A 23,094-nucleotide genomic window follows, 5' to 3' on the forward strand; every position below is an offset into this window, starting at 1 on the left:
TTTTTTTATTCAAATTTTTTAACGATTAATGCGGAGTTGGTTCCCCCAAATCCGAAAGAATTCGACAAAAATACGTCAATTTTTTGATTTTTAGTTTCGGAGATTAAATTTATCTTTTGAGCGTCTTCATCAGGATTTTCTAAATTGATGTTAGGCGCCACAAAATCATTCTGCATCATCAAAATGGAATAGATCACTTCACTTGCACCTGCCATCCAACATTCGTGACCCGTCATTGATTTTGTAGAACTTACCGGAACTTCGCTTCCGAAAATTTCATGAATTGCTTTTGCTTCGTTTGCATCACCAATCGGTGTGGAAGTCGCATGAGCATTGATATAATCGATATCTTTCACATCTAAACCCGACTGTTTTAAAGCACGGTTCATCGCTAAAGCCGGACCATCTACATTGGGCGTAGAAATATGTCCGCCATTTGAAGAAAAACCGTAACCAACGATCTCGCCTAAAATAGTTGCTCCTCTTTTTTGTGCAGATTCAAGGCTTTCAACAATTAAAGTTGCTGCTCCACCGCTCGGAATTAATCCGTCTCTATCAGAATCGAAAGGTCTTGATGCTTTTGCAGGTTCGTTTTCTCTTACCGAAAAAACACCCAAACCATCAAAACTCGCCATTGAATATTTGTTGGTTTCCTGTGCTCCACCGCAAACAATCATCTCCTGAAAACCATTTTTAATCATCATGTAAGCCAATCCCAAAGAATGAGAACCGCTTGCACAAGCTGCACTGATTGTTAAATTGATTCCTCTTAATTTAAAAATAGTAGAAAGATTCATCGTTACCGTGGAGTTCATCGATTTGAAAATCGCTCCAGAACCCATCAAAGTGGTATCTTTTTTTTCTCTTGCAATATCAATAGATTCTACAACCGCTTTTGAAACGCTGTCGTTTCCGTATAAAATTCCGACTTCGTTTTGGTCTAAAAAATCCTGATCGATTTTTGCCTGTTTTAGAGCATCCAATGTTGCAATGTAAGCGTATTCGCTTTCTTCGCCCATGCTTACGCGTTGACGTCTGTTGAGAAGATTTTTCAAATCCGGTTTTGGAACAACTCCCGTAAGACCTGATCTGAAGCCAAATTCTTTTCTTTCATCGACTAAAACAATTCCCGATTTTCCTTGATACAGGGATTCTTTCACTTCTTCCAAAGAAGTTCCGATGCAAGAATAAATTCCCATTCCGGTAATGACTACCCTATTTTCCATGTTTTTCAAATTTAACAATGTATCAATATAACAATGTAACAATTTAAAACATTGGTAAACTGGTACATTGTTATATTGTTACATTATTTTACGAATAAATTCCTCCGTTAATATTAATAATTTCTCCTGTGATGTAAGAAGATTTTTTTGATGCTAAAAATGCAACTAAATCTGCCACTTCTTCTGCTTCACCAAATCTGTTTGCAGGAATCATTGTTTTTAATTCATCTTCGTTAAAATCCTGCGTCATATCTGTTTTTATGAAACCCGGAGCAACTGCATTTACAGTGATATTTCTTTTTGCAACTTCCTGAGCCAAAGCTTTTGTCGCTCCGACCAAAGCACCTTTCGCAGCAGAATAATTGGTTTGTCCCGCAGTTCCTTTTACTCCGGAAACAGAGACCATATTGATAATTCTGCCGTATTTGTTTCTCAGCAACTTTTGAATAAAGAAGTTCGTCACATTATAGAAACCATTTAAACTTGTGTTAATCACAGAATTCCAGTCTTCAATTGGCATCCACATGAATAATCCGTCTCTTGTAATTCCTGCGTTGTTTACGATAATTTCAACTACAGAATTTGGATTATTTTCCTGCCATTCATTTAAAACTTTTTGAGTTTCTTCAGCATTTCCTACATCGAATTTAAGAATTTCTCCTGTAGAACCCAATTCTTCCACTTTAGCCAAAGTTTCCTTTGCTGCAGTTTCGTTTGAAGTATAATTAATTAAAATATGCTCGATTTTCTCTTCAGCCAGTTTTATACAGATTGCTCTTCCGATTCCGCGGGAACCACCTGTTACAATTGCACATTTCATATGTGTTTCAGTTTATTTATATATTGACAACTAAAAGTAGCCAATAATTACATTGTCTTTAAATATTTTTTCACTTCCTCCAAATAAGGATACATCACCATATCATTTGAAAATGCAGGAATAATTTTTCTGATTTCATCGTACAGCTCTTTTGTTTTAGATGAAACTTGTTCTTGAAAACCAAGATATTCAATCCCCTGAACAATCGTAATCGCCTCAATAGAAAGTACTTCAAACGCATTTTCAATTACTTTTCTGCAAATTACCGCTGCATTTGTTCCCATACTTACAATATCCTGATTATCATTATTGTTCGGAATACTGTGAACATACATAGGATTCGACAACATCTGGCTTTCCGCAGTTGTAGAAGTCGCTGTAAACTGAACACCCTGCATCCCGAAATTAAATCCTAATTTACCCAAATTAACAAATGGAGGTAAAATTTCATTGATTTTTGAATTTAAAAGATAATTCAATTGTCTTTCAGCTAACATAGTCAACTTCGTTACAACAATTTTCAGCTTATCCATTTCCAAAGAAATATAATCTCCATGGAAGTTTCCGCCGTGGTAAACGTGTTGATCTTTTACATTGATAATTGGGTTATCGTTTGCTGAATTGATCTCATTTTCTAATACTTTTTCAGTGTATTCTAAAGTATCTAAAACCGGACCTAAAATCTGAGGAACACATCTTAAAGAATAATATTCCTGTACTTTTTCTTTGAAAACCTTTTCCTGTTCTTCAAAGTGAGTATATAAATGATCTGCTCTTTTTCTGATTAATTTACTATCAGCTAAATGGTGACGCATTTTTTCTGCGATTTTCTGCTGACCTGCGTGAAGTTTTGTTCCGTTCAGTACTTCAGAAAAATGATCATCGTATGCCTGAACAATTTCATTGATTGCACAAGATAATTTTAATGAAATTTCAGTTAATTGATTGGCTTTGTATGCGTTTACAATTCCAATTCCTGACATTACCGAAGTTCCGTTCATTAAAGCTAAACCTTCACGAATTTCAACCTGAATAGGTTCTAAACCTTCAGTTTCGAAAACTTCTTTTGTCGATTTTCTTTCTCCTTTATAGAAAACTTCGCCTTCACCAATTAAAACTAAAGCCAAATGTGCCAATTGCACCAAATCACCACTTGCTCCAACACCTCCGTGTTCAAAAATAAGCGGTGTAATATCTCTGTTAATTAATTCTTTAAGTAAATTCACAACAGATTCATGAACTCCGGAATTTCCAAGTGATAAAGTATTCAGTCTTGCCAACATACTAGCTTTCACTTCATCTGCAGGAAGCGGATTTCCAATCCCTGAAGAATGACTTCTGATTAAATTATATTGAAGTTGATGAGTATCTTCATCACTGATTTTAAACTGAGCCATCGGTCCGAAACCCGTATTCACTCCATAAATTACTTTATTTTTTGAAAATTCTTTCAGAAAAGAAAAGCTCTCATTCACCCTCTGGAGAAGTGATTGATCTAATTCTATGCTTTCATTTTCGATAATAATTCTCTGAAAATCTCTCAGTTCTAAAAAGTTATTTATTTTCATCAATTAAAAGTAATGGTATATAATTTTGTAAGATATAATTAATTGTCACTAATTTTGCGCAAAGATAAAAAGTTTTATTAAACAAATGGACAAAGAAATTGTTGATGTTTTAGTAATTGGAGCTGGACCTTCCGGATGCGTATCTTCTGCTTATTTGAAGAAGAATAACATCAATGTGAAAGTAGTTGAAAAAACAAAATTCCCAAGACTTGTTGTTGGCGAAAGCCTTATTCCCAGAGTGATGGATCATTTTGATGAAGCCGGATTGTTTCCTGCGTTAGATAAAATGGGCTTTGAAAAAAAATTGGGAGCTCGTTTTATGCGAGGAAATGAAGTCTGTATTTTTGACTTCAGCAACAAATTCGGAGAAGGATGGGATTGGACTTGGCAAGTTCCGAGAGCTGATTTTGACAATACTCTGGCTCAGGAAGTCATCAACAAAGGAATTGATCTTGAATTTGAAACAGAAGTTATCGGCATTGAATTTAACGGAACAGATTCTGTCACAACCGTTAAAACTAAAGACGGAAAAACTAAAGAAATCCACGCAAAATTCGTAATTGATTCCAGTGGTTACGGAAGAGTTTTACCGAGACTTTTAGACTTAGAAAAACCATCAAAATTGTCTCCACACTCTGCAATTTTTGCTCACGTTGAAGATATCAACAGAGAAGAAGGCGTAGAAGGAACTTTGATTTCTTTTGACATTATTGAAACAGAAGTCTGGCTTTGGGTAATTCCTTTTTCCAATGGAAATACGAGCATAGGAATTGTTGGCCCGACTGATTATATCGAAAAATTATCTAAAAATGGAGACCCTACAGAAGCTTTAAGAAAAGCAATTTCACTTTCTGATTATTATGTAAAACGTTTTGGTGATGTAGAATTTCTTTTTGAACCAAGACATTTGAAAGATTATTCTTGCTCGGTAAAAAGTCTTTACGGTGACGGATTTGCTTTAACAGGAAATGCTTCAGAATTTCTAGATCCTGTTTTTTCTTCGGGAATGGCTTTTGCAACCGAAGGCGGAATGACAGCTGCAAAACTGGCCATAAGACAATTAAACGGAGAAAAAGTTGATTGGCAAAAAGAATTTGCAGACTATATTTTGTACGGCGTTGATGTTTTCACAACATATGTAAAAGAGTGGTACACCGGAAATCTTCAGGAATTATTCTTCCACCAACCGGAAAACCCTGATGTTAAGAGAAAAATCTGCGCAGTTTTGGCAGGATATGTTTGGGATAAAAAAAATACATTTGTGAGAATACATGATACTGCAATTGTGAATCTTGCAAATTTCATTAAAGCAGAAAAGCAACAAGCATAAAAAAGCGGTCTGAATATTTTCAGACCGCTTTTTATTTTATTTTAAAGCTTTTTTCAATTCTTTCCCAAACTCTTTTCCTGTTTTTTCGTAAGCTGCAGTGATTCTCCCATATTCCATGCTGTAATCGACCTTACTTCCGATTCCTTCAATTTTATCGCCTATAAATTTTGCTAAAACTTTTGAAGGATTTTCAGTTTCTACGATTGTAATTTCTGCAGTTAATTTTCCAGGCTGCATTACAAAACCGCTCCATCCTGCATACATCCATTTTGGCTGGATAATCAAAGTATATTTTGTTTCAACGTTTTGAGCAAATTTAATTTTCTTTGATTTATTTAAACCTTCAATAAATTTTTCCGTCCAAATGTTTTCTACATGTTGTTCCCAAGTGTCAATCCACTTTTTCCATGCTTCTTCACCCTTTTTAGCTACAGTTTCTTTGTGTCTTCTTTCTATATATTCAGTTTCTGTAAAATTATCAACCTGAAAAAGCGGGCTTCCATAATTACGCTCAACATTAACTTCTGTTTCTCCTTTTAGAAAACTCAAATTTCCCGATTCGATGGTCAATTTATTTTGAGCGAAAATTGTCGTTGTGATTACAGCGAACAGAAATAGAAATATTTTTTTCATAGTATAAAATTAAGACTGCAAATATAATATCAGAAAAGTAATTTAGTTTTAACTGAACGATAATATTTCTAACTTATTTGAATAAAATTTAAAATTTATCTTAAATCTATAAATGTAATCGGTTTTCTACTATTTGGATTGAAAACGGTTTTATACAAAACATCAAAATCTAGCATTTCAATTTTCGGGCTAACTCTTAATTTTGCACGGAAATGATCTCTCACTTCTCCTTCAAAACTTTCCTCTTCTCTTTCTGTACTTAGCTTAATGATAATTTCATCTAAACCAATTTCATTCGATTGAATAACAATTTGATAACACAATATTCCTTCAAAATCATTCAGAATATCATTCATTGCAGGCGGATACAAAGTTGTTCCTTTATATTTGATCATTTGCTGTTTTCTTCCGACAACTGGTCCTAATCTCATCGTATTTCTACCACATTTACATGGTTCATAATGAGCTTTAACTAAATCTCCCGTTTTAAATCTCAACAAAGGAAGTGCTTCAACACCTAATGTTGTAATGGTCAATTCTCCGCTTTCTCCATCTTTTACTGGATTTCCTTCATCATCAAGAATTTCGGTAATAATTAATTCAGGATGTTGATGACCACCAACTTGATTTTCACATTCGGTAAATGCAGTGCTCATTTCAGTAGAAGCATAAGTGGAATACAATTGAATATTCCATTTCTCCTTAATTTTTTGCGAAAGAATATTATCTGTAAAATCTTGATTTTTGATGCTTTCACCAATGCAAACCGCACCAAAAACGCTGGAATTTTTATAATCAATTCCGTGTTTTTCGGCATAATCAATCATTTTCAACAGAAATGATGGAACGGTTATCAAATATTTTGGTTTATACCTAAAAATAGAGTCCCACTGAAGTTCTGGAATTCCAGGTCCCATTCTGACAACACTTGCACCCATTTTTCTTAAACCTAAAAAATAAGCAAGTCCGGCCATGAATCTTTTATCAATCGTCGTAATCATCTGTACAACATCTCCTTTCTGAATCCCTGCGCAAGCGAAAGAAATTGCTTCGTTGTAAGCTAATCTTTCAAGATCGTTATCGGATAAACCAAAAGTTACGGGATCTCCTAAAGTTCCTGAAGTCGTACTGTAATCAACAATTTGATTCTGGGGAATACAGAAAAAATCATCATTATTTTGCTGAATATCGTTTTTCGAGGTCGTTGGAATTTTCTGTAAATCTTCCAAAGTCTGAATATCAGAAATTTGAATATTGTTTTCTTTAAATAATTTCTGGTAAAAAGGCGAATTGGCTTCAAGATATTGTAAAAGCTCCTGAAGTTTTTCTTCCTGAAATATTTTTATATCCTGAATGTCTGCTTTCTCGATGAATGGGAAAAGTTCCAATAGTTTAAATTTAGAAGACAAATTTATTTAATTAAAATGAAAAGATTAAAGCAAAGCCAAATGAAAATTTTTCTTGCTCAGATGATTCATATGATTGAGAATAAAATTACGATGGAAATATTGAACCATTAAGATTTCTATTAAGAAGTTAAGAATATTAAGTCTCTTCTCTCTTCCAGCAGAATGCTTTTCAAAAAATCTATTGATTTTTCTTAAAAAAGCTTAACTTCTTAAATCTCCTTAATGGTTCAGTTTTAATTTTTTTATAAAAAAATGTGCGATCTGTCGGACATTTAATTTTAACGTCAAATACACATCCTTTTATTCAAACTTTTCAATAGACGGAATCAAAATAAAACATATATTATAAACCGACAAAATTCACTAAATTTGCCAACTTGATTAATCAACGAAATTGAGAAATTACAATGAGCCAATTTAAAGAATATAAAAACCTCAACCTTATAGATGTAGCCGAGAATGTTTCGGAATTCTGGAAAGCAAACGACACTTTTGCAAAAAGCGTGGAAACACGTCAGGGAAATCCTGAGTTTGTGTTTTACGAAGGTCCGCCTTCAGCCAACGGAATGCCCGGAATTCACCACGTTATGGCAAGAGCGTTGAAAGATATTTTCTGTCGTTACCAAACGCAGAACGGGAAACAGGTTTTCCGTAAAGCAGGTTGGGACACACACGGACTTCCTGTGGAATTAGGAGTTGAAAAAGAACTCGGAATCACTAAAGAAGATATTGGCAAAAAAATTTCGATTGAAGATTACAACAAAGCTTGTCGTGAAGCGGTAATGCGTTACACTGATGTCTGGAATCACCTTACCGAAAAAATCGGATATTGGGTAGATCTTGAAGATCCGTACATCACTTACAAGTCAAAATATATGGAGACTGTTTGGTGGTTGTTGAAGCAATTATACAGCAAAGAATTGTTGTATAAAGGTTACACGATTCAACCTTATTCTCCGAAAGCAGGAACCGGACTTTCTTCTCACGAGTTGAATCAGCCGGGAACTTACCGTGATGTTACCGACACAACAATTGTTGCCCAATTTAAAGTTAAAAAAGATTCATCAGAATTATTCAACGATGTTGATGGAGATGTAAACGTTTTAGCTTGGACGACAACTCCTTGGACCTTGCCTTCAAACACGGCTTTGGCGGTAGGAAGAGATATTGAATATGTTGTCGTAAAAACTTTCAACCAATATACTTTTGAGCCTGTAACAGTTGTTTTGGCGAGAGTTTTATTGGAGAAGAATTTCGGTAAAAAATTCGTGGAAGGAACTGATGAAGATTTGGCAAACTATAGTTCAGACAGCAAAACAATTCCTTTTAAAGTTTTAAAAGAATTTACCGGTGAAAAGCTTGCAGGAACTCAATACGAGCAATTAATCCCTTGGTTTACACCGGATGAAACTCCTGAAAAAGCATTCAGAGTAATTATCGGAGATTTTGTAACGACGGAAGACGGTACAGGTATCGTACACATCGCTCCTACTTTTGGTGCAGATGATGCAAGAGTAGCGAAAGATGCAGGAATTCCGCCAATGTTGGTAAAAGATGAGAATGATAACTTGGTTCCGTTGGTTGACTTACAAGGTAAATTCATCAAAGGAAATGATGTTCCAAAAACTTTCTCAGGAAAATATATTAAAAACGAATATTACGATGAAGGAACTGCACCTGAAAAATCTTGGGATGTAGAATTGGCGATTTTGTTGAAAACAGAAAACAAAGCCTTCAAAGTAGAAAAATATGTTCACAGTTATCCACACTGTTGGAGAACCGATAAACCAGTTTTATATTATCCTTTGGATTCTTGGTTTGTAAAAATGACGGCTGTAAAAAACCGTTTGGTAGAATTAAACGAAACCATCAACTGGAAACCAAAAGCTACCGGAGAAGGTCGTTTTGCCAATTGGTTGGAAAACGTAAACGACTGGAATCTTTCCCGCTCAAGATATTGGGGAATTCCGTTGCCGATCTGGAGAACTGAAGATTTAAAAGAAGAAAAAATCATCGGTTCTGTAGAAGAATTATATAACGAAATCGAAAAATCTGTTGCTGCAGGATTAATGAAAGAAAATCCTTTCAAAGGTTTTGAGATTGGAAATATGTCTGAAGAAAACTATTCTTTGGTTGATCTGCACAAAAATGTAGTTGACAAAGTAGTTTTGGTTTCAGATTCAGGAAAAGCAATGAACCGTGAAAGCGACCTAATCGATGTTTGGTTTGATTCAGGTTCTATGCCTTATGCACAGTTGCATTATCCTTTTGAAAATAAAGAATTAATTGATAACAATAAGGCTTTCCCAGCAGATTTCATCGCAGAAGGTGTTGACCAGACTCGTGGTTGGTTCTATACGCTTCATGCAATCGGAACGGCGGTTTTTGATTCAGTTGCTTATAAAAATGTAATGAGTAACGGGCTTGTTTTGGATAAAAACGGTCAGAAAATGTCAAAACGTTTAGGAAATGCAGTTGATCCATTTGAAACTCTTGCAGTTTATGGACCAGATGCAACGCGTTGGTACATGATTTCAAACGCAAATCCTTGGGAAAATCTGAAATTTGACATCGAAGGAATTGACGAAGTGAGAAGAAAATTCTTCGGAACACTTTACAACACGTATTCATTCTTCGCTTTATATGCAAATGTTGACGGATTCAAATTCGCTGAACCCTCGGTTCAGAACAGACCAGAAATCGACCGTTGGATTTTATCTGAATTAAATCTTTTAATTAAAGAAGTAAAAGCATTTTACGAAGATTACGAGCCAACAAGAGTTGCAAGAGCGATCAGTAATTTTGTAAATGATAATTTGAGTAACTGGTACGTAAGATTGTGCAGAAGACGTTTCTGGAAAGGAGATTATTCTGATGACAAAATCTCTGCTTACCAAACTTTATATACTTGTCTGGAAACTGTTGCCAAATTATCTGCACCAATTGCTCCGTTCTTTATGGATCAGTTGTATCAGGATTTGAACAAAGTAACAGGAAAAGAAAGCGTAGAATCTGTGCATTTAACAGACTTCCCGGTTGCTGATGAAAGTTTGATCGATCAGGATTTGGTTGAAAAAACCCATTTAGCACAAAACATTACGAGCATGGTTTTCTCATTGAGAAAAAAGGAAAACGTAAAAGTTCGTCAACCGTTACAAAAAGTGTTGATTCCTGTGTTGGATAAGAAAACTGAAGATCAGATTTTAGCCGTTGCAGAATTAATTAAACAAGAAGTTAACGTTAAAGAATTGCAATTGATCAATGCTGAAGAAGCATCCCATTTAATTGTAAAACAAATCAAACCGAACTTCAAAACTTTAGGTTCCAGACTTGGAAAAGACATGAAAGTGGTTGGTAATGAAATTACTAATCTTTCTGCCGAACAAATCTCATCTTTAGAAAAAGAAGGAAGCATCGAAATTCAAGGATATGAAATCACATTGAATGATGTAGAAATTTCAACAAAAGATATTCCGGGATGGACGGTAACTTCAGACGGGAAAACAACTGTGGCACTAGATTTGAAGATGACTGATGAGTTAAAATCTGAAGGTATCGCAAGAGAATTTATCAACAGGATCCAAAATCTCAGAAAAGAGAAAGATTTTGAATTAACAGACAGAATAAGCATCGTTTTGGAAGAAAACACTCCGTTTTTGGAGCAGATTAAACAAAATGAAGAATATATTTCATCTGAGGTCTTGTCAAATAAAATAGAAATTGTATCTTCACTTTCAAATTTTAACGAAATCGACATCGATGAGATTAAATTTAAAGTGAATGTTGAAAAAAATTAATATATAACTATTGTTTTTTCAATTTCCAAATCATAAATTTATTAAAAAAGAAAAAGACAATGCAAGACGAAAGAGTAAAATACAATGACTCTGATTTACAAGAGTTTAAAAAAATAATCAAAGAAAAGATTGAGAAAGCAGAGAAAGATTTACAGCTAATCAGAGAAAGCTTTATCAATGATCAAAATAACGGAACTGATGATACATCGCCTACTTTCAAAGCTTTTGAAGAAGGTGCAGAAACGCTGAGCAAAGAGCAAAACTCTATTTTGGCAGGAAGACAGGAAAAGTTTGTAAGAGATCTTAAAAATGCTTTGATAAGAATTGAAAACAAAACTTACGGCGTTTGCAGAGTTACGGGAAAACTAATTCCAAAGGAAAGACTTTTGGCCGTACCACATGCTACTTTGAGTATTGAAGCTAAAAATATGAAGAGATAATTATTTTTATCTTATTTTTGTAAATAATTAATTGGGTTTATATAATGTTTTACAGCATTGTATAAACCTAATTTTTAATTATATCTATGAGTGAATTTTTGATTTTAGGAATTATCCTCGTTGTTGTTTTATGGTTTTTTAATAAAGATCGAATCAAAAACCGATTCTATCCCGATAAGCCTAAAAACCTGACAATCGATCAGCAATTTAACTCAGACAAACGAGAAAGAGAAAAAGAAATCGACAGACTTCTCAGTAAAATGGGCAAGAACGGAATTAACGATCTGTCTGCAAAAGACAGAAAAAGACTCGACGAACTTTCTAAACATTAAGTCTTTGATTATCCTAAGACTGACAAAAAAATAAATTAAAATGGAAGCATTAATTGTACACCCAAAAAACCAAATGGAGCTGAATGCGCTAAAAAGCGTGATGAAAGATATGGGAATTCGATATGAAAAATTTCATACCAGAGGTGCAAAAACACAAAAATTTGAACCAAAAACTCCTGTAAAAAAGGATAAACCTGTAAGAGATTTTAAAGACAATCCAAAGAAAGACAAGTAATGAAGAAAATAGCATTAATAACTTTTCTTATTTTATTAATAGATCAGGCTTCAAAAATTTATATCAAAACAAATTTTAACCTGAATGACAGCATTCCTGTTTTTCCGGGTTTTAAACTGACATTTGTAGAAAATCCGGGCATGGCTTATGGTTTTCATTTTGGTGGAATGTTTGGTAAATATTTTTTAGTGATTGTTCGTATTTTCCTGATTGGCGGAATGATCTACCTTTTCAACAAGTGGCTTAAAAGAGGCGAATCTAATTATCTGATTATCCCAATGTCAATTATTTTTGCCGGAGCTATTGGAAATCTTATTGACGGAATGTTTTATGGTTTAATTTTCGACAGCGGAATGGTTTACGATGAAAATGTAAATCAGTGGATTGGTTATGGCGGAGTTTCTAAGCTGGTTCCTTTCGGAGAAGGTTATTCTACTTTTATGAAAGGCTGTGTTGTTGATATGCTTCACTTTCCTTTGGTTGATTGGTATGTTCCTGAAAGTTGGCCTTTAATTGGTGGAAAACATCTTGAGTTTTTTAAATATATCTTTAACGTTGCCGATTCTGCTATTACTATTGGAGCTGCATTGCTTTTAATTTTCAGAAAAAAAGCTTTTCCAAACGGACTTGAGTTCTAAAATATTTAATATGTAGATTTTTATTGTCTTTTAAAGGACATATTTAATCCCATAATGTTTATCGGTTTTTATGTTGCCAACTCATTGGGATTTCATACTTTTATGAAACCTTCAAGGTTTAAAAATGTATGAAAAGAATTATAAAAAATATAATCAAAATTTTCCTGCTCCTTTTTGTGGCAGGAATTATTTTTATCATTTGGTCAAATTTTACCATTAATAATCAGTCAGAAGATTACGTAACGTCTAATATTTCAACTTTACCAAATGAAAAAACAGGACTTCTTTTAGGAACAAGTAAAACTTTATCCAACGGAGCACCCAATGCTTATTTCTTCAATCGAATTGAGGCAGCTGCGCAATTATATAAATCAGGAAAAATTCAGAATATCATCGTGAGTGGTGATAATTCTAAGAAAGATTACAACGAGCCGGAAGAAATGAAAAACGAGCTTATCAAAGCCGGAGTTCCTGCTGATAAAATTTTCGAAGATTTTGCAGGTTTCAGAACTTTAGATTCTGTGCTTCGTGCAAAAGAGATTTTCGGACAAAATTCTTACATCATTATTTCACAAAGGTTTCACAACGAAAGAGCGGTTTATCTTGCAAGAAAAACAATATTGAAGCTTGGGGTTACAATGCAGCAGACGTAAATAAATATGCTGGTTTAAAAACCAATGCGAGAGAAAAACTGGCAAGAGCAAAAGTTTTCTGGGACTTTATGTTTGGTGTAGAGCCGAAGTTTGGTGGGGAGAAGGTTTTGATTCCTTGATTTTAATAATTTAATAATGAGCGTCTTCACCTATCATTTAGTAAAAACAAATTACTTTTCTGCACTTAGAATCCTTTTGTTTCCACCAAAGCCGAGAAACATTTCGGGTTTGATTCACGCAGAAGTTATGACAGCGATGACATTAGGCTCTCCTATTCTTTCACCATCCAGGATGTTGATCAGACAAATCGCAATATTTGCTCAATGGGAAAAGGAAAGTGATATCGACAATTTTTTAACCAAAAATAATTTAGGAAAAATTCTTGCAAAAGGTTGGCATACGAGATTAACTTTCATGAGAAAATGGGGGAAATTCAATAAATTTGAAATTCCTGATGAAACAATAGAATTTGAAAATCCAGATTCTCCGGTCGTTGCAGTAACCATTGCCAGAATGAAATTTTTAGAAATTCCAAGATTTATTCATTGGGGAAGGCCGGTTGAAAAATTGGTACGCGACCATCCAGCAACAACTTTATCTTTAGCTTCTATAAAATTTCCAAATACCGTTTCTACCTTTTCAATTTGGAAAACGCAGAAAGAAATGACGGATATGGTTCACGGACATAGCAAAGTTCCAAAACCTGAAAGGCACGCCAATGCTATGAAAGAAAGAGAGCGAAAAGATTTTCATTTCGAATTTACAACCTTGCGTTTCAAACCTATTTCTGAATTTGGTGAATGGAATGGTCGACGCAACATTATTCCAAATCTCAAAAACAATTAAAATGCGGTTCGCTTATCCTATGCAGAAATTTCAGGATTGGGTGACTCAACAATGGGTTATTCTGCGTGGAAGAAAAATTAAGGCAGAAGACTTTCCTTGGTTGATGGGTCCATTTGGGAATTTGGACGCAATTGGAAAAGATTTCATCCATCAATTTGCGAAAAAAGAAAACTTAATTATACAAATAAATTCAAATACTAAAGGCATAATTCCCTCGATGCTAAAGCTTAATTTATCCGAAACAGAATTCTCAAATTTATCAAAAAATGTCATTGCCTTTTATGAAAAAACAGAAAATTACAACTTAGATTTTTCTGTAAAATGGCATCCATTTTTTAAATTTTTTGGAATTCTGGTTAATAAATTATTCAGCAATAGAATTAACCAATTGAATATTCCTATCAAAAATATTGCTGATTCAGAAACTTTAAAAAGCGAAATAATTAATCTCATTGATCCAAAATCGAATGAAATAAAATACACTTTTTGGTTTCGTTCCATTGAATCTAGTGGACAAGTTATTTATTCCGGGGTTTACGGAATCAGTAATTTGCCTTCTGGAAAAACCTGTGTAAAAGCTGTTTTTCCTCTGCCTAATGGAAATGCAACGGTTTTCATGATTCCAACTGTTGGAGAAAATGGCGAATTGATTTTAGATTCTTCAGGAAAAAAATTTGGCGATGCTGGATTTTATTTTTTACTGAAAGATTCGAGAGGTGAATATTGGTCGAAATTTATCCGTTCTTTCCGTGATCGATTGATTATAGATTCAGAAAACGACTTAATATCAGCGGAACAAACTCTAACTCTTTGGCATATAAAGGTTCTCACATTTTATTATAAAATTAAATTGAAGAAATAATTTAATACAATTTTGCAGCATTTTTTGAACAAGATAGATTCTAAATTTTCCCTATTTTTGTAGAAATAATTTTAAACAAATGTCAAGAATTCTTACCGGCATACAAGCCACCGGAACACCGCACCTTGGAAACCTTTTGGGTGCAATTATTCCTGCAGTAGAGCTTTCTAAACAAGCAGGAAACGAATCATTTTTATTCATTGCGAATCTACATTCGTTGACGCAGATTAAAGATGCAAAAGAACTTAAAAACAACACCTACGAAATTGCTGCGGCTTGGCTTGCTTGCGGACTTGATACCGAAAAAACATTTTTTTACAGACAGAGCGACATCCCTGGAACCTGTGAACTTTCTTGGCATTTATCATGTTTTTTTCCTTATCAGAGATTGACTTTAGCACATTCTTTTAAAGATAAAGCAGACCGTTTACAGGATGTAAATGCAGGTTTGTTTACCTATCCTATTTTGATGGCTGCAGATATTTTATTATACGACGCAGAAATTGTTCCTGTAGGAAAAGATCAGCTTCAACATTTGGAAATTGCACGTGATGTTGCTTCAAGATTCAATAATCAAATGGGTGAAGTTTTGGTTTTACCTCAAGCCGAGTTGCAGGAAGACACCAAATATGTTCCCGGAATTGACGGTCATAAAATGTCTAAATCAAGAGGAAACATCATCAATATTTTCTTACCTGAAAAACAATTAAAAAAGCAGGTAATGAGCATCGAAAGTGATTCTAAATCTCTTGAAGAACCGAAAGATCCTTCTACAGACAAAACTTTTGCGATTTACGAATTGATTGCAACACCTCAACAAACTGAAGAATTAAGAGCAAAATATTTAGCCGGAAATTTCGGTTACGGTCATGCTAAAAAAGAGCTTTTAGATTTAATTCTAACAAGATTTGAAAAAGAAAGAGAATTATTTTCATACTATATGAACAATCTTGAAGAGCTTGAAGCAAAACTACAGGAAGGAGCAGCAAAAACAAGAGTAATTGCTACTGAAACTATTAAAAGAGTAAGAGAAAGTTTGGGAATTTAATTCTGAATTTTCTGATTGATAAAGTTTCGGCGGTACCTTTGGTGCCACCGAAACTATTTTAAATAGGTCTTTACAAATATTCTTTAATTTGCAAAAGATGCTTTATCACCTTCAGATTTTCAACTTCTTTATTTTCATTTAAAACATCAAAGAAAATAACATCCATACCGAAATTCTGAGCACCAATAACATCCGCGATCCAATCATCTCCAATCAGAATACTTTCTTCTTTTTTAGCTTCAGAAAGTCCTAGAGAATACTCAAAAATAGCAGGATTGGGTTTTCTTACTCCAACAGAATCTGCGCTTGTAATTGTCTGAAAATAGTGATCAATTCCTGAAAGAATACATTTTCTCTCCGTCATTTCCTGAAAACCGTTTGATATAATATGAAGCGTATAGTTTTTAGCTTTTAAATAATCTAAAATATATTCTGCGCTTTCAACCAAATGGTTATAATTAAGAATTTTATCTAGGAAATGTTCCTCAAAAAACATCGACAATTCTAAATCATCAATTCCAAAATGTTTGAAAGTATCATAAAAACGATGCTTTCTAAGATATTCTTTATCAATTTCGCCGTCTCTGATCTGTTCCCAAAGTTTTTCGTTGATCTCATGATATACAGAATGAAATTCTTCAAAATCAATGTTGTATTTTAAAGTAATTTCTTCTTTATCGAAAAGATCTTTGATGGTTAGGTAAGCGTTTCTGCGGTGATCCCAAAGCGTATTGTCTAGGTCAAAAAAAATGTGCTGAATTTTCATACAGCACAAAATTAATGATTTTTAATTTTTTGAAAGATGGTAATGATTTTTTTTAATCTTTACTACTTCAAGATTTTTTGAGAAATTAAGCAAAAAATCAATAGTTTGTTTTTTGGGTTTCAAACTTTTCATTTTTAAAGAATCGTTATTTTTCATAGGCAAAAATTACTTTTTCTTTAAAACGTGAAAAATATTGAATTATTATCTCGTCAAGACAATATTATTTTCTTCCATTATTTTTCTTAGGTTGATTAGTGCATACCGAACACGCCCCAAAGTCGTATTAATACTCATATCTGTATGGTCTGCAATTTCTTTAAAACTCAATCCGTCAAAAAACCTGAGTTTTATCACCTCTTGTTGGTTTTCTGGTAAAAACTGTAACATTTTAAGCAAATCTTCTTGAATCTGAAGACTTACCAATTGATCTTCAATATTTTCTGAAGGCTCTCTAATTAAATCGAAAATAGAAAACTCATCATTTTCAAAAGTAGTTTCTGAAACTTTTACATTTTTTGCTTTTGCACGAAAATAATCGATAATAAGGTTTTGTGCGATTCTTTTTGCCCAAAGAATAAACTTCCCCTCCTCATTGTAACGACCTTCTTTCAGCATTACAATAATCTTGATAAAAGTATCCTGGAAAATATCATTTGCCAAATCCTGATCATTTATTTTATACAAAATAAACGTAAACAATTCTCTTTGATGGCGATGTATTAAGGTTGACAATGCTTCTTCGTCTCCTTTTTGGTACAGAGAAATTAATAGACTATCTGTTGATTTCATAACTCTTCTCATTATTTTCCGCCGACAAACAATTTCCTGACTAGGATCAAGTTAATTTTCAGTTTGCCAAAACAGTATTAGAGTAGAGTATTATCTATAAGCATTCAATTATGCTGTAAATATAAATAAAATTTTAATAACTGTTAACTAATTATTAAATATTCTGAAGAATTATTTAAAAAATCTACTTTAACATATCATGTAAGAAGGATGTTGGAATATTTAGTGTGAAATTTACATTTACTCCTTTTAATTCTTTACCATTTAAACCAGAATTCCCAACAGGAAAAGCATAACCACCTGTTAAATCTAAGATTCCAAAAAGAGTAACCCCAATCTTTGGAGCCACATATTTATTCGTTCCCTCAACTCCGGCAAGAAAATAATAAGAATGATAGAAATCTACATTTCTCTCAAAATTAAACAAAATGTCTGCCTGTAATTTAGGCATTATCGCAAAGTCAGAATTCGCAGATCCCATTAAAGCAGAAGCTCCCAAACGATAAATAACATCGTCATTTTTAAGAAACATCAGTTTCCCTCCTACTTCACCGAAGCTTTGGTTTTGGTAAACGTATCCCACATTAATCATTTTGTGCACCGTGTACTGCGCTTTTACAAAAGTGCTTACGAAAAATAGAAAAAGTATAGAGATTGCAAATCGCATATTCATTGTGAAATATTTAAGTGTAAAAATAAAAAAAACTGCTTTAGCATTTTAATGTTAAAGCAGTTTCTATACCGAAAAGAAGAATTAAATTCCGAAAGCAGATTTAATTTCTTCTACTTTGTCTAATTTCTCCCATGTGAAGAACTCTAAACCTGTAAGAGTCAACTCATTTTTATGTCCTTTATTAAAGGTTTTATCAGCAACGAAATGCTCTCTTCCCATGTGTCCGTAAGAAGCGGTTTCTTGGTAGATAGGATTTCTTAATTTTAAATTTTGCTCGATAGCGTAAGGTCTCAAATCGAAAATTGTAGATACTTTTTTAGCAATTTCTCCATCATTCAAACCTACTTTTGAAGTTCCGTATGTATTGATGTACAATCCGCAAGGTTCAGCAACACCAATTGCATAAGAAACCTGCACCAAAACTTCGTCAGCAACACCTGCAGCAACTAAGTTTTTAGCAATGTGTCTTGTAGCATAAGCAGCACTTCTGTCTACTTTTGAAGGATCTTTCCCAGAGAAAGCACCACCTCCGTGAGCTCCTTTTCCACCGTAAGTATCAACGATAATCTTTCTTCCTGTAAGACCTGTATCTCCGTGAGGACCTCCGATTACGAATTTCCCTGTAGGATTGATGTGATATTTGATCTGATCATTAAATAAAGCTTTGATTTCTTCAGTCTGCTGAGCAACAACTCTAGGAATCAAAATTGTTTTAATATCTTCTCTGATTTTGTTTAACATTTCTTCTTCAGCACCGAAGTCGTCATGTTGAGTAGAAACCACGATAGAATCAATTCTTACCGGTTTGTGGTCATCAGAATATTCAATTGTTACCTGAGATTTTGCATCTGGACGAAGATATTTGATTTCAGAATCTTCTCTTCTGATTGCAGAAAGTTCTTTAAGAATAGTATGCGCCAAATCTAAAGCTAAAGGCATATAGTTTGCCGTTTCATTGGTAGCATATCCAAACATCATTCCCTGATCTCCTGCTCCTTGAGCGTTTGCTTTTGTTTCGAAAGTTTCGTCAGCAACTACTCTGTCAACACCTTGGTTGATATCCGGTGACTGTTCGTGAATCGCAGAAATTACTCCACAAGAATCACCATTAAACATATATTCACCTTTTGTATAACCAATTCCGTTGATTACTTCTCTTGCAATAGTTTGAACATCTAAATAAGCATCAGATTTTACTTCTCCTGCCAAAACAACCTGTCCTGTTGTAACCAAAGTTTCACAAGCTACTTTTGAAGTTTTGTCGTATGCTAAAAAGTTATCGATAAGTGCATCAGAAATCTGATCGGCAATTTTATCCGGATGTCCTTCTGAAACAGATTCAGATGTAAATAAATAAGACATATTATTCTTTGTATTTTTTAAGATTAAAAAAAGTGAAGAAAAAATGAATAATTGCCCGGAAATGCTAAAAAAGAATTACTGTTTTAGCATTTTTTTAGAGAGGTTGCAATCAGGTCAAATTTTTCCTCGTTAATAAACGTCTGCAAAGTTAAGTACTATTTTTTAATACTCAAAAACTTTTGTCGATTATTATATTTTTATTGAAACATGCTTTAAACGTCCCTCAATTCTGTTACTGAGGCTTAATGCTTACAAAATCTTTTGGTGCATTATTGAAATTAAGCTTCGTTTCTAAAGAAGATTTTATAAAAGAACTCAACTCATCAATGATTTTTTGCTTGAAAGTCGGCTTATAATAAATGATTTTAATTTCTCTGTAAGGGAAAGGTTTTTTAAATCTGTAAACCTTGCCTTTTTGTTCTTCTGAAAGTTGATTTAAAGCTAGCTCAGGCAAAATACTGATCCCTCCCACTTTATCAACCATGTGTACCAAAGTCTGAATATTGGATGCTAAGAAATCTAAATTTTTAGGCTTCAAAGTGTTTTCTTTTAAGTGGCAAATGTTTTCAAACTGATTTCTCAGACAGTTACCTTCTTCCAAAAGCCAAACTTTTTCTACATTCAGTTCTTCAGGAACGATAAATGTATTTTTCTTGTTTGCCTCAGTATCTGAACTGTAAATCATCAATTCTTCATTAAATAAGAAGTCCTGATAAAATTCGTTGGCATTATCATAAGGCGTAGAAATAATTCCGGCATCCAATTCACCTGCTTTTAAAGCTTTAATGATGTTATCCGTCGTCATTTCCTTTACATTCATCTGAATTTTAGGATTATCCTGCAAAAAATGGAAAATTTCTGTTGGCAGAATGAACGAAGAAACGGTTGGAATTATTCCCAGATTAATGGTTCCTCCCAAAATATTATTTAATAAATTAGCCTTGTTTTTAAGCTCATTTACAGCCTCGATGATTACTTTAGCCTGGTCTATTATTTGCAGTCCTACGTCGGTGGTTCTGATTGGATGAGTTGTTCTGTCAAAAACCTTTACATCCAGCTCATCTTCAAACTTCTGTATCATTGCACTTAATGTTGGCTGAGTAATAAAACACGCTTGAGCGGCTTTACCAAAATGCTTATACTTATCTACAGCGATAAGATATTCCAATTGCTGAATGTTCATTTGATTAATATTATCTATGACAAAGATATAACGTTTTTGGCAGAAGCCATTAAAAATTCAACTAAATTTGATTCTGAAAAATGGAATGAATCTCAAATCATAACTATATGGATAATAAAAAATTAACAACAAGCAGCGGAGCACCTTATTATGAACACCAGGATTCTCAAACAGTCGGAGCGCGTGGTCCGGTATTGTTACAAGATTTTATCTTACAGGAAAACCTTGCTCATTTTGTGAGAGAAAGAATTCCTGAAAGAATTGTTCATGCGAAAGGAAGCGGGGCTTACGGAAAATTTACAGTCACTCATGACATCTCAAAATATACAAAGGCTAAATTATTTTCTCAGGTAGGAAATTCATGTAAAATGTTTGCCCGTTTCTCTACCGTGGGTGGCGAAAAAGGAAGTGCAGATACGGCAAGAGACCCGAGAGGATTTGCTTTAAAATTTTACACAGAAGACGGAAATTGGGACTTAGTAGGAAATAATACGCCTGTTTTCTTTATTAAAGACGCTAAAAAATTTCCGGATTTTATACATACTCAAAAAAGAGTTCCAAAAACCAACCTGAAAAGCGCAACCATGATGTGGGACTTCTGGAGTTTAAATCCCGAATCGCTGCACCAGGTTCTTATTCTAATGTCTGATAGAGGTACACCTTATGGTTTTAGACACATGCACGGTTTTGGCTCTCATACTTTTTCGATGATTAACAGTGAAAATGAAAGAGTTTGGGTGAAGTTCCATTTTAAAACAAAACAGGGAATTAAAAACTTTACCGACGACGAGGCAACAAAAATGGCAGGAGAAAATCCTGATTTTGCACAGGAAGACCTTTGTAATGCAATCGAAAACGGTGATTTCCCAAAATGGACAATGTACATGCAGGTAATGACCGAAGAACAGGCAAAAGAATTCAGATGGAATCCTTTCGACATCACTAAAGTTTGGTTTCAGGGAGATTTTCCTTTAATTGAAATTGGTGAAATGGAACTGAATGAAATTCCAGCAAATTATTTCGCTCATGTAGAACAGTCTACTTTCTCACCAAGCAATTTGATTAACGGAATCAGTTTTTCTCCAGACAAAATGCTTCAGGGAAGATTATTTTCTTACCCGGATGCACATCGATACAGAGTAGGTGTAAATTCTCATCAGCTTGAAGTAAACAGATGTCCGTTTGCAGTCAACAATTACCAAAGAGACGGCTTTATGGCAGATTCAAGTGAATATCAGGATAAGCCAAACTATCATCCAAATAGTTTTGATGACATCCAACCAGATTCGTCTTATAAAAATTTCGAATATGAGCTAGACAGCAATCATGTTGCTAATTTCAACAGAAATGAAAATGACGACGATCACTACACTCAACCAGGACTTTTATATACAAAAGCAATGAATCAGGAGGACAGAGAACACCTGGTAAACAACATCATAGGAAGCATGAAAGGAATTGACGGACCAAAAAAAGACGAGATTATCAACCGTCAAATATGTCATTTTTTCAGGGCAAATGTTGAGCTTGGCATGAAAGTGGCATCCAGTCTAAGTGTCAATATAGACGCCAACATGATGAATCATTTTAAGTAAACTATTAAATAATAAACACTTAAAAGGGAAAAAAGTTAATTTTTTCCCTTTTTATTTGTAAAAAATTTTTAATTTGCAGGTTCTTAAAGATTAAGAGAATAATGACTTACGAAAATATACTGCTAAAGAAAGAAGAAAAAACGGCTGTAATTACAATCAACAGACCTGAAAGTTTAAATGCATTGAATGCACAAACTATAAAAGAAATCAGTGCTGCATTGGATCAATTACAATCTGATAATGAGGTAAGAGTAATTATTTTAACCGGAAGCGGAGAAAAATCGTTCGTTGCTGGTGCAGATATAAAAGAATTTAGTAACTTTAATCAGGAAAAAGCAGAAGAATTAGCCAGAAACGGACAAAATATTCTTTTTGACAAGATAGAAAATCTGTCTAAACCGGTAATTGCAGCAGTAAATGGCTTCGCTTTAGGTGGAGGTTTAGAATTGGCAATGGCTTGCCACATCAGATATGCATCTGAAAATGCTAAACTGGGACTTCCTGAAGTAACTTTAGGTCTTATTCCGGGGTATGGAGGAACCCAAAGACTTCCAAAATTAGTAGGAAAAGGGATTGCGAATGAAATGATTTTCTCAGCAAAAATGATTCCTGCGCAAAAAGCAAAAGAAATTGGTTTGGTAAATGAAGTTTTCCCAATAGGTGAACTTCTTTCTAAAACAGAAGAATTGGCAAAAACAATTGCTAATAATTCTCCAATGGCAATTTCACGCGCTATTAAAGCAACCAATTTGTCTGATACCGATAAAGGTTTTGAAACCGAAATTAAATTTTTCGGCGAGCTTTTTGACTTAGAAGACAAAAAAGAAGGAGTTTCAGCTTTTATTGAAAAAAGAAAGCCTAACTTCTAATATACCAACACAAATTATTT

Annotated in this window: 21 protein-coding genes and 1 pseudogene; 12 read left to right on the forward strand and 10 right to left on the reverse strand. The window is 33.9% G+C overall.

What is annotated here, in order from left to right:
• Positions 1 to 5: 5 nt before the first annotated feature.
• From BUR17_RS10395 to BUR17_RS10405, 3 genes are all read right to left on the reverse strand, one after another.
• A complete protein-coding gene (locus BUR17_RS10395; RefSeq protein ID WP_074230329.1) occupies positions 6 to 1,226 on the reverse strand; it encodes a beta-ketoacyl-[acyl-carrier-protein] synthase family protein in 1,221 nt (406 codons plus the stop codon).
• Positions 1,227 to 1,314: 88 nt separating this feature from the next.
• A complete protein-coding gene (gene fabG / locus BUR17_RS10400; RefSeq protein WP_074230330.1) occupies positions 1,315 to 2,046 on the reverse strand; it encodes a 3-oxoacyl-ACP reductase FabG in 732 nt (243 codons plus the stop codon).
• 47 nt (positions 2,047 to 2,093) lie between these two features.
• A complete protein-coding gene (locus BUR17_RS10405) occupies positions 2,094 to 3,614 on the reverse strand; it encodes an HAL/PAL/TAL family ammonia-lyase (RefSeq protein ID WP_074230331.1) in 1,521 nt (506 codons plus the stop codon).
• 85 nt (positions 3,615 to 3,699) lie between these two features.
• Here BUR17_RS10405 and BUR17_RS10410 point away from each other — a divergent pair, with 85 nt between their 5' ends.
• On the forward strand, positions 3,700 to 4,944 hold the full coding sequence (locus tag BUR17_RS10410) for an NAD(P)/FAD-dependent oxidoreductase (protein ID WP_074230332.1): 1,245 nt from the start codon (positions 3,700 to 3,702) through the stop codon (positions 4,942 to 4,944).
• 36 nt (positions 4,945 to 4,980) lie between these two features.
• On the opposite strand, the gene BUR17_RS10415 is transcribed toward BUR17_RS10410, so the two are convergent.
• Complete coding sequence (locus BUR17_RS10415) at positions 4,981 to 5,577, reverse strand: hypothetical protein (RefSeq protein ID WP_074230333.1); 597 nt, start codon at positions 5,575 to 5,577, stop codon at positions 4,981 to 4,983.
• A gap of 95 nt (positions 5,578 to 5,672) precedes the next feature.
• Positions 5,673 to 6,965 carry a phenylacetate--CoA ligase family protein gene (locus BUR17_RS10420; RefSeq protein ID WP_074230334.1) on the reverse strand — a complete coding sequence of 431 codons (1,293 nt, stop codon included), beginning with the start codon at positions 6,963 to 6,965 and terminating at the stop codon, positions 5,673 to 5,675.
• Between the two features lie 428 nt (positions 6,966 to 7,393).
• Between BUR17_RS10420 and ileS the strand changes: the two genes are divergently transcribed.
• From ileS to trpS, 9 genes and pseudogenes are all read left to right on the forward strand, one after another.
• The gene (gene ileS, locus BUR17_RS10425; RefSeq protein ID WP_074230335.1) at positions 7,394 to 10,783 is read left to right on the forward strand and encodes an isoleucine--tRNA ligase; all 3,390 of its coding nucleotides are present in this window, start codon (positions 7,394 to 7,396) and stop codon (positions 10,781 to 10,783) included.
• Positions 10,784 to 10,842: 59 nt separating this feature from the next.
• Entirely contained in the window at positions 10,843 to 11,223 is a 381-nt protein-coding gene (locus BUR17_RS10430) for a TraR/DksA family transcriptional regulator (protein ID WP_066678201.1), read from the forward strand.
• An 86-nt stretch (positions 11,224 to 11,309) separates the two neighbouring features.
• The gene (locus BUR17_RS10435; RefSeq protein ID WP_074230336.1) at positions 11,310 to 11,555 is read left to right on the forward strand and encodes a DUF6576 domain-containing protein; all 246 of its coding nucleotides are present in this window, start codon (positions 11,310 to 11,312) and stop codon (positions 11,553 to 11,555) included.
• 40 nt (positions 11,556 to 11,595) lie between these two features.
• A complete protein-coding gene (locus tag BUR17_RS10440; protein ID WP_074230337.1) occupies positions 11,596 to 11,790 on the forward strand; it encodes a DUF2683 family protein in 195 nt (64 codons plus the stop codon).
• Positions 11,790 to 12,428 carry a lipoprotein signal peptidase gene (locus BUR17_RS10445; RefSeq protein WP_074230338.1) on the forward strand — a complete coding sequence of 213 codons (639 nt, stop codon included), beginning with the start codon at positions 11,790 to 11,792 and terminating at the stop codon, positions 12,426 to 12,428. Before BUR17_RS10440 ends, BUR17_RS10445 begins: the two co-directional genes overlap by 1 nt.
• Positions 12,429 to 12,556: 128 nt before the next feature.
• Positions 12,557 to 13,200: pseudogene (locus BUR17_RS10450) on the forward strand (SanA/YdcF family protein).
• 16 nt (positions 13,201 to 13,216) lie between these two features.
• Positions 13,217 to 13,927, forward strand: coding sequence for a hypothetical protein (locus BUR17_RS10455; protein WP_074230339.1), 711 nt, complete (start codon positions 13,217 to 13,219; stop codon positions 13,925 to 13,927).
• A 1-nt stretch (position 13,928) separates the two neighbouring features.
• Entirely contained in the window at positions 13,929 to 14,789 is an 861-nt protein-coding gene (locus tag BUR17_RS10460) for a hypothetical protein (RefSeq protein WP_074231157.1), read from the forward strand.
• Between the two features lie 79 nt (positions 14,790 to 14,868).
• On the forward strand, positions 14,869 to 15,837 hold the full coding sequence (gene trpS, locus BUR17_RS10465; protein WP_074230340.1) for a tryptophan--tRNA ligase: 969 nt from the start codon (positions 14,869 to 14,871) through the stop codon (positions 15,835 to 15,837).
• Positions 15,838 to 15,907: 70 nt separating this feature from the next.
• Here the strand turns inward: trpS and BUR17_RS10470 are convergent, their stop codons facing one another.
• From BUR17_RS10470 to BUR17_RS10490, 5 genes are all read right to left on the reverse strand, one after another.
• A complete protein-coding gene (locus tag BUR17_RS10470; RefSeq protein ID WP_074230341.1) occupies positions 15,908 to 16,603 on the reverse strand; it encodes a YjjG family noncanonical pyrimidine nucleotidase in 696 nt (231 codons plus the stop codon).
• A 201-nt stretch (positions 16,604 to 16,804) separates the two neighbouring features.
• Positions 16,805 to 17,392: an RNA polymerase sigma factor gene (locus BUR17_RS10475; protein ID WP_074231159.1), complete on the reverse strand. Its 588-nt coding sequence runs from the start codon at positions 17,390 to 17,392 to the stop codon at positions 16,805 to 16,807.
• 184 nt (positions 17,393 to 17,576) lie between these two features.
• A complete protein-coding gene (locus BUR17_RS10480) occupies positions 17,577 to 18,065 on the reverse strand; it encodes a hypothetical protein (RefSeq protein ID WP_074230342.1) in 489 nt (162 codons plus the stop codon).
• A gap of 81 nt (positions 18,066 to 18,146) precedes the next feature.
• Positions 18,147 to 19,427 carry a methionine adenosyltransferase gene (metK, locus tag BUR17_RS10485; protein WP_074230343.1) on the reverse strand — a complete coding sequence of 427 codons (1,281 nt, stop codon included), beginning with the start codon at positions 19,425 to 19,427 and terminating at the stop codon, positions 18,147 to 18,149.
• Between the two features lie 232 nt (positions 19,428 to 19,659).
• Positions 19,660 to 20,610: a LysR substrate-binding domain-containing protein gene (locus BUR17_RS10490; RefSeq protein ID WP_074230344.1), complete on the reverse strand. Its 951-nt coding sequence runs from the start codon at positions 20,608 to 20,610 to the stop codon at positions 19,660 to 19,662.
• A gap of 107 nt (positions 20,611 to 20,717) precedes the next feature.
• Here BUR17_RS10490 and BUR17_RS10495 point away from each other — a divergent pair, with 107 nt between their 5' ends.
• Positions 20,718 to 22,205: a catalase gene (locus BUR17_RS10495; RefSeq protein WP_074230345.1), complete on the forward strand. Its 1,488-nt coding sequence runs from the start codon at positions 20,718 to 20,720 to the stop codon at positions 22,203 to 22,205.
• Between the two features lie 101 nt (positions 22,206 to 22,306).
• A complete protein-coding gene (locus BUR17_RS10500) occupies positions 22,307 to 23,074 on the forward strand; it encodes an enoyl-CoA hydratase-related protein (RefSeq protein ID WP_074230346.1) in 768 nt (255 codons plus the stop codon).
• Positions 23,075 to 23,094 lie beyond the last annotated feature (20 nt).

The sequence above is a fragment of the Chryseobacterium scophthalmum genome (assembly GCF_900143185.1).
GTDB classification, from domain to species: domain Bacteria; phylum Bacteroidota; class Bacteroidia; order Flavobacteriales; family Weeksellaceae; genus Chryseobacterium; species Chryseobacterium scophthalmum.

Excerpts from the sequence above, each read along its gene's own strand:
- BUR17_RS10410 (WP_074230332.1), top strand. The coding sequence starts at position 3,700 with ATGGACAAAGAAATTGTTGATGTTTTAGTAATTGGAGCTGGACCTTCC.
- BUR17_RS10395 (WP_074230329.1), bottom strand. The coding sequence starts at position 1,226 with ATGGAAAATAGGGTAGTCATTACCGGAATGGGAATTTATTCTTGCATC.
- BUR17_RS10480 (WP_074230342.1), bottom strand. The coding sequence starts at position 18,065 with ATGAATATGCGATTTGCAATCTCTATACTTTTTCTATTTTTCGTAAGC.
- BUR17_RS10500 (WP_074230346.1), top strand. The coding sequence starts at position 22,307 with ATGACTTACGAAAATATACTGCTAAAGAAAGAAGAAAAAACGGCTGTA.
- ileS (WP_074230335.1), top strand. The coding sequence starts at position 7,394 with ATGAGCCAATTTAAAGAATATAAAAACCTCAACCTTATAGATGTAGCC.
- BUR17_RS10430 (WP_066678201.1), top strand. The coding sequence starts at position 10,843 with ATGCAAGACGAAAGAGTAAAATACAATGACTCTGATTTACAAGAGTTT.
- metK (WP_074230343.1), bottom strand. The coding sequence starts at position 19,427 with ATGTCTTATTTATTTACATCTGAATCTGTTTCAGAAGGACATCCGGAT.
- BUR17_RS10495 (WP_074230345.1), top strand. The coding sequence starts at position 20,718 with ATGGATAATAAAAAATTAACAACAAGCAGCGGAGCACCTTATTATGAA.
- fabG (WP_074230330.1), bottom strand. The coding sequence starts at position 2,046 with ATGAAATGTGCAATTGTAACAGGTGGTTCCCGCGGAATCGGAAGAGCA.
- BUR17_RS10490 (WP_074230344.1), bottom strand. The coding sequence starts at position 20,610 with ATGAACATTCAGCAATTGGAATATCTTATCGCTGTAGATAAGTATAAG.
- trpS (WP_074230340.1), top strand. The coding sequence starts at position 14,869 with ATGTCAAGAATTCTTACCGGCATACAAGCCACCGGAACACCGCACCTT.
- BUR17_RS10440 (WP_074230337.1), top strand. The coding sequence starts at position 11,596 with ATGGAAGCATTAATTGTACACCCAAAAAACCAAATGGAGCTGAATGCG.
- BUR17_RS10470 (WP_074230341.1), bottom strand. The coding sequence starts at position 16,603 with ATGAAAATTCAGCACATTTTTTTTGACCTAGACAATACGCTTTGGGAT.
- BUR17_RS10475 (WP_074231159.1), bottom strand. The coding sequence starts at position 17,392 with ATGAAATCAACAGATAGTCTATTAATTTCTCTGTACCAAAAAGGAGAC.
- BUR17_RS10435 (WP_074230336.1), top strand. The coding sequence starts at position 11,310 with ATGAGTGAATTTTTGATTTTAGGAATTATCCTCGTTGTTGTTTTATGG.
- BUR17_RS10405 (WP_074230331.1), bottom strand. The coding sequence starts at position 3,614 with ATGAAAATAAATAACTTTTTAGAACTGAGAGATTTTCAGAGAATTATT.
- BUR17_RS10460 (WP_074231157.1), top strand. The coding sequence starts at position 13,929 with ATGCGGTTCGCTTATCCTATGCAGAAATTTCAGGATTGGGTGACTCAA.
- BUR17_RS10445 (WP_074230338.1), top strand. The coding sequence starts at position 11,790 with ATGAAGAAAATAGCATTAATAACTTTTCTTATTTTATTAATAGATCAG.
- BUR17_RS10455 (WP_074230339.1), top strand. The coding sequence starts at position 13,217 with ATGAGCGTCTTCACCTATCATTTAGTAAAAACAAATTACTTTTCTGCA.
- BUR17_RS10415 (WP_074230333.1), bottom strand. The coding sequence starts at position 5,577 with ATGAAAAAAATATTTCTATTTCTGTTCGCTGTAATCACAACGACAATT.